At 69.4% G+C, this 11,126-nt stretch carries 8 protein-coding genes; 5 read left to right on the top strand and 3 right to left on the bottom strand.

The features are described from left to right. Nucleotides 1-58 precede the first annotated feature (58 nt). The gene (locus AB0N66_RS39960; RefSeq protein ID WP_365445021.1) at nucleotides 59-1,069 is read left to right on the top strand and encodes an LCP family protein; all 1,011 of its coding nucleotides are present in this window, start codon (nucleotides 59-61) and stop codon (nucleotides 1,067-1,069) included. A gap of 134 nt (nucleotides 1,070-1,203) precedes the next feature. Beyond that, complete coding sequence (locus AB0N66_RS39955; RefSeq protein ID WP_365445018.1) at nucleotides 1,204-2,091, top strand: cellulose-binding protein; 888 nt, start codon at nucleotides 1,204-1,206, stop codon at nucleotides 2,089-2,091. Nucleotides 2,092-2,305: 214 nt separating this feature from the next. Here AB0N66_RS39955 and AB0N66_RS39950 read toward each other — a convergent pair whose 3' ends face one another. Both AB0N66_RS39950 and AB0N66_RS39945 read right to left on the bottom strand, forming a co-directional pair. Then, nucleotides 2,306-3,946, bottom strand: a complete 1,641-nt coding sequence (locus tag AB0N66_RS39950) for a cation acetate symporter (protein WP_365445015.1) — start codon at nucleotides 3,944-3,946, stop codon at nucleotides 2,306-2,308. Continuing rightward, entirely contained in the window at nucleotides 3,943-4,467 is a 525-nt protein-coding gene (locus tag AB0N66_RS39945; RefSeq protein ID WP_365445013.1) for a DUF485 domain-containing protein, read from the bottom strand. The genes AB0N66_RS39950 and AB0N66_RS39945 overlap by 4 nt, the downstream gene beginning before the upstream one ends. A 351-nt stretch (nucleotides 4,468-4,818) precedes the next feature. Between AB0N66_RS39945 and AB0N66_RS39940 the strand changes: the two genes are divergently transcribed. Continuing rightward, the gene (locus tag AB0N66_RS39940; RefSeq protein WP_365445010.1) at nucleotides 4,819-5,430 is read left to right on the top strand and encodes a hypothetical protein; all 612 of its coding nucleotides are present in this window, start codon (nucleotides 4,819-4,821) and stop codon (nucleotides 5,428-5,430) included. Here AB0N66_RS39940 and AB0N66_RS39935 read toward each other — a convergent pair. Next, a complete protein-coding gene (locus AB0N66_RS39935) occupies nucleotides 5,393-6,877 on the bottom strand; it encodes an MFS transporter (protein ID WP_365445110.1) in 1,485 nt (494 codons plus the stop codon). The genes AB0N66_RS39940 and AB0N66_RS39935 overlap by 38 nt on opposite strands. A 631-nt stretch (nucleotides 6,878-7,508) precedes the next feature. Here AB0N66_RS39935 and AB0N66_RS39930 point away from each other — a divergent pair. Continuing rightward, nucleotides 7,509-8,297 carry an ABC transporter ATP-binding protein gene (locus AB0N66_RS39930; protein WP_365445007.1) on the top strand — a complete coding sequence of 263 codons (789 nt, stop codon included), beginning with the start codon at nucleotides 7,509-7,511 and terminating at the stop codon, nucleotides 8,295-8,297. After that, nucleotides 8,294-10,873: an FtsX-like permease family protein gene (locus AB0N66_RS39925; protein WP_365445004.1), complete on the top strand. Its 2,580-nt coding sequence runs from the start codon at nucleotides 8,294-8,296 to the stop codon at nucleotides 10,871-10,873. The genes AB0N66_RS39930 and AB0N66_RS39925 overlap by 4 nt, the downstream gene beginning before the upstream one ends. The last annotated feature ends 253 nt before the right edge of the window (nucleotides 10,874-11,126 follow it).

Below are 11,126 nucleotides of genomic sequence, written 5' to 3'. Positions count from 1 at the left end.
TACGTACGAACGGGGCGCTCGACCTGCGCGACGGGTCGGGCGCCTCGATCATGCGGTCATGACTACGCGGCCGGAACAGCGAGAGCGCAGGCGAGGGAACGGGCGTGGGCGTCGGTGGCCCAAGCGGCTGGCGCTGACTCTGCTGACCCTTGTGCTGTGCGTCGTCGCGTATGGCATCGGCCTGTATTTCTGGGGGGATTCGCGGCTGCGGCACACCGACGCGTTCGATTCGTACGCGGACCGGCCGAGCGCGGATCCCGGCGCGGACTGGCTGCTGATCGGGTCCGACAGCCGTTCCGAGCTGACCCCCGAACAGCGCAAAGAACTGCACGTCGGCAATGACGATGTGCAAAACACCGACACGATCATGCTGCTGCACTACGGGAAGAGCGGACCGTATCTGGTGTCGCTCCCCAGGGACTCGTACGTCGACATCCCGGGGCACGGGAAGAACAAGATCAACGCGGCGTACGCGCTCGGCGGCGCCAAACTCCTCACCCGCACCGTCGAACAGGCCACCGGGCTGAACCTCGACCACTACGCCGAGGTGAACTTCCTCGGTTTCGTCGACGTGGTGGACTCGCTCGACGGTGTCACGATCTGTGTGGCGAAGGGCGGGCTGCACGACACGAAGTCCGGGGCCGACTTCGATGCCGGGTGCCAGCGGATGAACGGGACGCAGGCACTGGCGTACGTCCGCGCGCGGTACTCCGATCCGTTGGGGGACCTGGGACGGGTGAAGCGGCAACGGCAGTTGGTGAGTGCGGTCGCGGACAAGGCGCTGAGCCCGGCTGTGGTGGTGCCGCCGTGGCGGTTGATTCCCTGGCTGGGGGCTTCGTTCGACGCGCTCACGGTGGACGACGGGACCGGGGTGCGGGATCTGGGGCAGATGGGGCTGCGGATGAAGGACCTCGCGGACGGCGACGGGGCCACGACGACCGTTCCGGTGGGGGAGGAGACCTCCGTCGACGGGGTCGGTGATGTCGTCGAGTGGGACTCCGCGAAGGCCGAACAGCTCTTCTCCGCACTCCGCGACGACACCCCCATTCCGGCTTCCGACCTCAAATGACGCACCCTTGACCGGATGGATGGGCGGAGTGTCGCGTTATGAACACTTCCGTCTGATCCATCAAGATGTGCGCGAAATCGTTCGTCATAAGTCGTTCGTCATTTCGTGTGTGTCCGGCGGAGAGGGGTTCAAGGATGAGCAGCGCATCGGAGGCGCCGTACGGCTTCATGGCCGTACGGGGGCGTGGTTACCGTCCCGAGCAGGTCGACGCGTACGCCGTGGGGCTCTCCCGGGACCGGGACGCCGCGTGGGAACGGGCGGCCCGGCTGACCGTGCTGGCCAAGGAGATGGACGCGGAGGCGGAGCGGCTGCGGGAGCTTGTGGCGCGGCTCGTCCCGCAGACGTACGAGACGCTCGGGGACGGCGCCAGGCGGATCTTCGAGCTGGGCGAGGAGGAGGCCGCGGCCGTACGGGACACCGCGCGCCGGGACGCTCGGCGCGACGTCGACGAGGCCGAGGCGGCGGGGCGAGCGGTGCGGGAGGCCGCGGCGGCGTACGCCGACGAGGTGCGCGGCGAGGCCGAGGAACGCGCCCGGCAGCGGCTCCTCGCCGCCCGTGCCGCGGCCGACGAGATGCGGATCTCCGCCCGGCGCGACATCAAGGAGAACCGCGGTGAGGCGCTGGCCGCGTTGCGGGAGGTACGGCAGGGCACGGAGGGGCTCCTCACCGAGCAGGAGAAGGAGCACGCCGAACGCTGGGAGGAGGCCGAGCGGGCCGCCGCCGACCGGGAGGCCGCGCTCGACGCACACCACGTGGAGCGGGTCGCGCGTGCCGAGGCCGCGTTGTCCGAGGCCAAGCGGGCCTTCGCCGAGGCCGAGGAATCGGCCCGGCACGGGCAGGAGGACGCGGGGGCGCGGGCCGCCGAGGTGCTCGCGGAGGCCCGGGTACGGGAGGACCGGATCGCTCGGGAGACCGAGCGGGTGCTGCGGGAACATGGGGAGCAGTGGGATGACGTGCGGGCTCATATGGACCACGTACGGACGAGCCTTACCGCGTTGACGGGGCGGGCCCCGGCGGAGTAGCTGCGCCTTGCTCTGGCGGGCGTTCTCCGCCGCTCCGCGACGGGGTCTCCGTGGCCGGAGGCGCGTCGGCTTCCGCCTGCCGGGCGTGCCCTGCTCCGCCGCTCCGCGACGGCGTGCCCTGCTCCGCCGCTCCGCGACGGGGTTCCCTGCTCCGCCGCTCCGCGCCGCGTTTCCCGCCCACCCGTCCGGCTCGGCCCGTTGAAGAGTGGGCCCCTCAACGGCTCTCCCTCCGCACCGCCCCCGCCAGAATCCACCCCTCCACCGCGTCGTACTGCCTCCTCTGCTCCTCCGTCTTCCTCCTCCCGGAGATCACCGTCCCCAGCCACCCGTAGGCGAACCCCAGCGGGATCGACACGAGGCCGGTCGTGGTGAACGGGAACCAGTTGAAGTCGGCGTCCGGGAAGGCGGAGGTGGGGGTGCCGGAGACGAGGTTGGTGCCGGGGATGAGGAGGAGGACGGTGAGAGTGCCGCCGATGAGGGTGGCGAGGAGGCCTGTTCGGGTGTAGCGGCGCCAGAAGAGGGTGTAGATCAGGGCAGGAGCGAGGGCAGAGGCGCCCAGGCAGAAGGAGAGGGTGATCAGGGGCTGGAGGCTGCGGTGTTGGACGAAGGTGGCAAGGAGGATGGCGAACGCGCCGACTGCCAGGGCGGAGACGCGGGCCAGGAGCATCTCGCGGCGCGGGGAGAGTTCGTCGGTGTGACGGCGGTGCCCCCGGAAGAGCCTCGCGTGCGCGAACAGGTCGTGGGCGAGGGAGTTGGCGCAGGCCAGGATCATTCCGGCGACCGAGGCGAGCAGGGTCAGGAAGATCGCCGTGGTGACGGTGGTGAAGAGCAGGGTCTCGCCCGTCGAGACGTCCGGGCCGAACGCGGCCTTCGAGCCCAGCAGGTACGCCGTGTTGCCCTGCGGGTCGGCCGCGGCGATCGTCGCGCGGCCGATCAGGGCCGTGGCGCCGAAGCCGATGACCGTCATGACCAGGACGAACAGCGCCACGCACGGCACCGCCCAGGACATCGAGCGGCGTATCTGCCGGGCGCTCCTCGCCGTGTACATACGCATGGTGACGTGCGGCAGGCACGCACCGCCGAGGACCACGGTCAGCTCTGAACTGATCATGTCCAGCCGGGGGTTGGCGCCGCCCGAGAACTGCACTCCGGACTGCAGGAACGCCGGTCCCACGCCGCTGCCCTGCGCCGCCGAGTCCAGCAGCGTGCCCGGATTCCAGTCGAACCGGTTCAGGATGAGTACGGCGACGACGACGCCCGAGCCGAGCAGCATCACGATCTTCAGGATCTGGATGAGCGCGGTGCCCTTCATACCGCCGATCGCCGCGTAGCTGATCATCAGGGCGCCAAGACCGATGACGCAGCCCGTTTTGACCGAGTCGCCGGAGAAGCCGAGGATGAAGGCCAACAAGTCGCCGGACCCTGCCAGTTGGACAAGCATCAGCGGCAGCAGCGCGATGATGGTGGTGGCGCACGCGGTGATGCGCACCGCGCGTCCCGGAATCCGTCGCGCGAGCGCGTCCCCCATGGTGAACCGGCCCGCGTTGCGCAGCGGTTCGGCCAGCAGGAACATCAGCAGCATGAGGGACAGCGCGGTGCTCAGGGCGAGGACGACGCCGTCGTACCCGGCCAGTGCGATGACGCCGCTGGCGCCCAGTACCGTCGCCGCCGAGATGTAATCCCCGGCGATGGCAAGGCCGTTGCGCATCGGCGACAGCGACCGGTACCCCGTGTAGAACTCGTCCAGGTCGTCGCGGTCCGGCCCGGTCAGCACGCACAGCAGCAGCGTGATCGTCGCCACCGTGGTGAACGCTACCAGCGACATCGCCTGCGCCGAACTGCTGAATCCGGTCATCGCGCGGCCTCCCGCCTGGCGTCCAGCTCGGTCTGTCTGCGGATCCGGTCCGCGAGCGGGTCGACACTCCGGCGCGCCGTGTACTCGTACAGCCCGATCGCCAGGCAGGCCACGGGCAGTTGGAGCAGACCGAGCAGCAGACCGGTCGACAGTCCACCGGACACCTCGCTCGTCATCAGGCCGGGCGCGTACGCGGACAGCAGGAGGAAGAGGACGAAGTAGCCGAGTGCCGTGAGCGTCGCCACGCGGCGTTGTCTGCGGTACGCGGTCCGCAGCAGGCGCATGTCGCTGTGCCGGCCCAGCGCGTGGTGACGCGGCAGGCGCCTCCTCGAGGGTTCGGGGGGCGGCGGCTGCCAGGGGTAAGTGAGGTGGGAGGGGGTGGAGTTGTGGGAGGGCTGGGGAGCGGGTGGCTGCTGGTACGGGTTCTGATACGGGTTCTGGTGTGATGGCTGCTGGTACGGGTGCTGGTGTGGTGGTTGGGGCTCCGGGGGCGGGAACGGGGACGAGGACGGGTCGGACATCCCGTTTCTCCTTGCGTGGCTCGGGTCCGGTGCGGACCGCAGGGAGCTGGGGGGTGTGGGCGACGCACGCTACTCGTACGTAGTCGGGATGTGTGGGGATTTCGCCAAGCCGAGTGGTCGGTATGTGATGTCGGTCGACCGGGCCGCGGAGAAGACCGGCCGAGTTGATCAGGGACTGGTCGGTGAGGGCGTGAGGACGTAAGGGTGCGGGGGTGCGGGAGCCCGGTGTTCGTTGGGCCGGGTGGCCTCTGCGGCTCGAACGCGTCCGTCGGCGGCTCGAACGCATCCGTCGCCTTCGGCGTCTCAGTACCGAACCGATGGGAATGGGAATCTGCGGGGAGGGCCGGCCACGTGAAGAAGCTCGGCAATGCGAAGGGGGCAACGGGCGCCGCCATCACGGGCGCGCTGGCGCTCGTCCTGCTTCAGGGATCCAGTGCGGACGCCGGTGACGAGACCGCGTCGGCCGGGCCCGCCACCGTGTGCGTCGGGACGCGGCCGGTAGGCAGTCTCCCTGGCCCCGGTCCCGAAGTCGGGCCGCCGGACGACACCCCGCTGTACCGGGTGCTGGCGTACATCGACCAGCTGGCCAAGGGGCGCTACTCCGGCGTCTACACCGGTCTTTCGGTCGACGAGGACGACCGGGCCGCGGACGTGTACCGCATCCCTTCCAGGGAGTTCGACGCCGATATCTGCGGCGCCGCCGAGAAGGGTGTGACGGTGCGGCTGCACGACACGGACGCCACCGAGGTGGAGTTGGAGGCCCTCGTCGACCGGATCGGCGAGGACATGCACCGCTGGGACGGCACCTTCTCGCTGCGTGAAGTCGGCGCGGACGAGGCGGGTTTCGTCTTCGTGGGCGTCGACGACCCCGCGAAGGCCGGGCCCATCCTCAGGGAGGCCTACGGGGCGTTCGGGAAGAAGTACATCAAGGTGCACCACGTGGAGCAGGCGACGGCTCTATGACCCCAGTGCCCTCGGTGTCCTGCGTCCCCTCGTCTTCCGTCAGCACCGGAAAGCGTCTCGGCGCCACGAACAGCAGGACCAGGAAGGCGAGTCCGGCGGCGACCGCCGCGCCGAGGTAGACGGCGTGGACCGCTTCGGCGACCGCGTGGCGCAACTCCTCCGGCACGCCTGCGGGTTGGTCCAGGGCGCGGGTCACCGAGTCCAGGTCGCCCGCCCCGCCGAGCCGCGTGGCGAGCACCCCGTTGGCGATGGCGCCGAACAGCGCGGCGCCCACGGTCTGGCCGGTCTGGCGGCAGAAGAGGACTGATGCGGTGGCGGTGCCGCGTTCGGCCCAGCCGACGCTCGACTGGACGCCGACGAGCAGGGGGAGTTGGAAGAGGCCCAGCGCGCCGCCGAGCAGGAGCATGAGGAGAGTCGGCTGCCAGGGTTCGCCCGGGTAGGGCAGGAAGGGGAAGGCCAGCAGGATGACGGTCGCCGTGCCGATGCCGATCATCGCGGTGTTGCGGAACCCGATGCGGCGGTAGACGTGCTGGCTGAGCGCCGCCGACAGCGACCAGCTCAACGTCCATACGGAGAAAACGAATCCGGCGGCGATCGGAGCCAGGCCCAGGACCGCCTGGGCGTAGGTGGGAAGGAACACCGTCGGGGCGACCATGAGCAGCCCCAGCGCGCCGCATGCCAGGTTCACCGCGGCGATGGTGCGCCGCCGCCACACCCAGCCGGGGATGATCGGTTCGGCGGCCCGCCGCTCGACGGCCATGACGACCGCGATCAGCACAAGTCCCGTACTGAACAGGGCGATTGATGGTGCCGACAGCCAGTCCCAGGCGACCCCGCCCTGTACCAGCGCGGTCAGCAGGACGCCGCCGCAGGCGAAGACGGCGAGCGCGCCCGCCCAGTCGATGCGGGGCCTGGGGGCCGGTTCGCGCCGGGGCTCGTGCAGGTGCCGGACGATCAGCCACAGGGCGAGCGCGCCGATCGGCAGGTTGATGAGGAAGATCCACCGCCAGTCGGCGTACGCCGCGAGGACACCGCCGAACGCGGGGCCCGCGATCGCCGAAGTCGCCCACACCGTGGACAGCTTGGCCTGGATCTTCGGGCGTTCCTTGAGCGGGTAGAGATCGGCGGCGAGCGTCTGCACCGTGCCCTGGATGGCGCCGCCGCCCAGGCCCTGGATGACGCGGAAGGCGATGAGCGCGGCCATGCTCCAGGCGGTGGCGCAGAGCAGTGAGCCGACGAGGAAGAGAACGGAGCCCGCGACCAGCACCGGCTTGCGGCCGAAGGCGTCGGAGAGCTTGCCGTAGACGGGCAGCGTGACGGTCACGGCCAGCAGGTAGCCCGAGAACAGCCAGGAGAAGACCGAAAAACCGCCCAGGTCGCCGACGATCTGCGGTACGGCCGTCGACACGATGGTGGCGTCGAGCGCGGCCAGCGCCATCGAGAGCATCAGGGCGGCGACGACGGCCCCGCGTTTGTCGGTACCGCTTCCGGCACCGGGGTGCTGGGCGGCGTCGTGTATCGCAGGTCGGCTACGGCCCACTGGATTCCTTCCCCCTGCATCTATCTGCCGGGGACACTCTGCCACTTGACCTTCCCGTCGCGGCAGGGTGGACGCTGGGCCGGGTCCGGGGGTGGAGGTGACCCTGAGGCGTACTCCGCCCAAGGGTGGACTGCCCCTAGGGGTCCCTCCTTACAAGGGCTCGGGGCGAGGTCGTACCGGCGGAGGACGAGACGGGGCGGGGTGCTTCCTTAACCTGGCTTTATGCCGCTGAGGGCAGTGCGACGGCACTGCTCGGGGCGGAGGACCGCACCTTCGGGGGTGGGGTTTTCCCCAGCACAAGACGGGTCCGGGCACCAGCGCGCCGGACACCCTCCGACCCGCAGACTCATCCACGTAGCCACCGCACGCGAATCACCGACGTAGCCACCGCACGCGAATCACCGACGTAGCCACCGCACGCGAATCACCGACGTAACCAGTTCACGCGAGTCATCCGCTCATCCGCGTAACCACTTCACGCGAAGCATCCATGCAGCACCTCAGCGGCTTTTTCGCTGACCGACTTAGGAGACATACCGTGACTTCGGCTGTAACCATTCCCAGGCACGGGGGCACTGGAGGGCGTACGGCCGTTGCCGCCCGAGCGCGGCAGGTCGTGAAGGCGTACGGGTCCGGTGAGACCCGCGTCGTCGCCCTCGACCACATCGACGTGGACATCGCGCGGGGCCAGTTCACCGCGATCATGGGCCCCTCGGGGTCCGGCAAGTCCACGCTGATGCACTGCCTCGCCGGGCTCGACACCGTGTCGAGCGGACAGATCTACCTCGACGAGACCCAGATCACCGGGCTCAAGGACAAGAAGCTCACGCAGCTGCGCCGGGACCGGATCGGCTTCATCTTCCAGGCGTACAACCTGCTGCCGACGCTGAACGCGATCGAGAACATCACGCTGCCGATGGACATCGCCGGCCGCAAGCCCGACAAGGGCTGGCTGGCCCAGGTCGTCGAGACCGTCGGGCTCGCCGACCGTCTCAAGCACCGACCGAACCAGCTCTCCGGCGGACAGCAGCAACGCGTTGCCGTGGCACGGGCGTTGGCCGCCCGGCCCGAGATCATCTTCGGTGACGAGCCGACCGGAAACCTGGACTCCCGTGCCGGAGCCGAGGTGTTGGGCTTCCTGCGACGCTCCGTGGACGAGCTCGGCCAGACCATCGTGATCGTCACGCACGACCCGGTGGCCGCCTCGTACTCGGACCGCGTGCTGTATCTGGCGGACGGCCGGATCGTCGACGAGATGCACCAGCCGACGGCCGATCAGGTCCTGGACCGCATGAAGGACTTCGACGCCCGGGGGCGTACGTCATGACTGTCATGAAGACCTCCAGGCGCAACTTCTTCGCGCACAAGGGGCGCATGGCTCTGTCGGCCGTGGCGGTCATGCTGTCGGTGGCGTTCGTCTGCGGCACGCTCGTCTTCACCGACACGATGAACACGACGTTCGACAAGCTGTTCGCGGCCACCTCCTCCGATGTCACGGTCAGCGCCAAGGACGCCTCGGACACCGGCGAGACCCAGTCCGACAACGGCAAGCCGCCGGTCATACCCGCCTCCGTGCTCGGCGAGGTGCAGAAGGCCGACGGTGTGAAGTCGGCCGAGGGCACCGTCTTCTCGACCTCGGTGACCGTCGTCGACGCCGACAAGGACAGCCTGTCGCCCTCCAGCGGCGCACCGACCATCGTCGGCAGCTGGAACAGCAACGACGCCCGCACCATGAAGATCACCTCCGGTGCGGCGCCCAAGACCGCGGACCAGGTCATGGTCGACGCCGACACCGCCGACAAGCACCACCTGAAGCTGGGTGACGAGATCGGCGTCATCAGCGCCGTCGGCACCCACCTCGCCAAGATCTCCGGGATCGCCGACTTCACCGTCACCAACCCCGGTGCCGCGATCTTCTACCTGGACACCAAGACCGCCCAGCAGACCCTGGTCGGACAGTCCGACGTCTACACGAACGTCAACGTCACCGCCGCCTCCGGTGTCACCGACGCGCAGCTGAAGCGATACGTCGTGGCCGAACTCGGCGGCGGCTACCAGGTGCAGACCGCCAAGGAGGTCTCGGACGCCAACGCCAGCGATGTCGCGGGCCTTCTGAACGTGATGAAGTACGCGATGCTCGGCTTCGCCGGGATCGCCTTCCTCGTCGGCATCTTCCTGATCATCAACACCTTCTCGATGCTCGTCGCCCAGCGCACCCGCGAGATCGGCCTGATGCGTGCCATCGGCTCCTCTCGCAGGCAGATCAACCTCTCGGTGCTCGTCGAGGCGCTGCTGCTCGGCTTCTTCGGCTCGGTGCTCGGAGTGGGCGCGGGCGTCGGCATCGCCGTCGGGCTGATGAAGCTCATGGGCGCCGTGGGCATGCACCTGTCGACGTCCGACCTGACCGTCGCCTGGACGACCCCGGTGATCGGGCTGCTGCTCGGCGTGCTGGTCACGGTGTTCGCGGCGTACGTACCCGCCCGGCGCGCCGGCAAGGTCTCACCGATGGCCGCGCTGCGCGACGCCGGTACGCCGGCCGACGGCAAGGCAGGCCTCGTCCGCGGTCTGATCGGCCTGGTCCTCACCGGCGCCGGAGTCGCCTCCCTCTACGCGGCGGCGACGGCCGAGAAGGCGAGCTCCGGTTCGCTCGTCCTCGGCGCAGGTGTCGTGCTGACCCTCATCGGGTTCGTCATCATCGGCCCGCTGCTCGCCGGTGTGGTGGTCCGGGGGCTCAGTGTGGTGGTCCTGCGGGCCTTCGGCCCGGTCGGGCGGATGGCCGAGCGCAACGCGCTGCGCAACCCGCGCCGCACCGGCGCCACCGGAGCGGCCCTGATGATCGGCCTCGCGCTGGTCGCCTGCCTCTCCGTGGTCGGCTCCTCGATGGTGGCCTCCGCCACCGACCAGCTCGACAAGACCGTCGGCACGGACTTCATCATCCAGTCCGACAGCGGCCAGCTGATCACCCCGCAGGCGGTGCAGGCCGTGAAGTCGACCGAGGGGCTTGAGCGGGTCTCCGAGTACAAGTGGACCGAGGGCGACTTCACCACTCCTGACGGCAAGACCCTCAAGGACACGGCGATCACGGCGGCCACCCCGACGTACGCCCAGGACCTCGTCACCAAGACGGTCGCAGGCAAGCTCGCGGACGCCTACAAGCCCGGCTCGATGTCCGTCCACGAGGAGTTCGCCAAGGACCACGGCATCACCCTCGGATCCAAGATCGGCGTCGCCTTCAAGGACGGTTCCGAGGCCCAGCTGACGGTCCGCGCGATCACCAGCAGCGATGTCGTCATCGACGCGGGTGCGATGTACACGTCGATCGACACGCTCGCCAAGTACGTGCCTGCCGACAAGATGCCCCTCGACGAGATGGTCTTCGCCTCGGCGAAGGACGGCCAGGAGGCAGCCGCCTACAAGTCCCTGAAGTCGGCGCTGCACGACTACCCGCAGTACACGGTCCGCGACCAGACCGACTACAAGGAAGCGCTGAAGGACCAGATCGGCCAGCTCCTCAACATGATCTACGGCCTGCTGGCCCTGGCGATCATCGTCGCGGTCCTGGGCGTCGTGAACACCCTGGCCCTGTCGGTGGTGGAGCGGACGCGTGAGATCGGCCTCCTGCGGGCGGTCGGTCTCTCCCGCCGCCAGATGCGTCGCATGATCCGCCTGGAGTCGGTCGTCATCGCCCTCTTCGGTGCCCTCCTGGGCCTCGGTCTGGGCATGGGCTGGGGCGCGACGGCCCAGAAGCTGCTCGCCCTGGAAGGTCTGAAGGTCCTGGAGATCCCCTGGCCGACGATCATCGCCGTCTTCATCGGCTCCGCGTTCGTGGGCCTGTTCGCCGCGCTGATCCCGGCGTTCAGGGCGGGCCGGATGAATGTGCTGAACGCGATCGCCACCGAGTAGTCGAGTAGTCGAGCAATCGAGTAACCCAATAGCCACCGCGTACGGGGGTCGCGGGGGAGTGGGCCCGGTGGCCGGAGGGAGTGTCCTCCGGCTGCCGGGCCCGAGTTTTCGCCCCCTCCGCCCCTGCCCATTCCCGTCCCCTGGGGCTTCGCCCCAGACCCCGCTCCTCAAACGCCGGAGGGGCTATCTCCAGCCTGTCCGGCGTTTGAGGACGAGCGCGTTCAGCGCGATACGGGGGTCCGGGGGCGGAGCC

The organism is Streptomyces sp. NPDC093544 (assembly GCF_040683495.1).
Lineage (GTDB): Bacteria > Actinomycetota > Actinomycetes > Streptomycetales > Streptomycetaceae > Streptomyces.
Note: the sequence above shows the minus strand (reverse complement) of the source record. Positions and strands in the feature narration are given on the sequence as shown.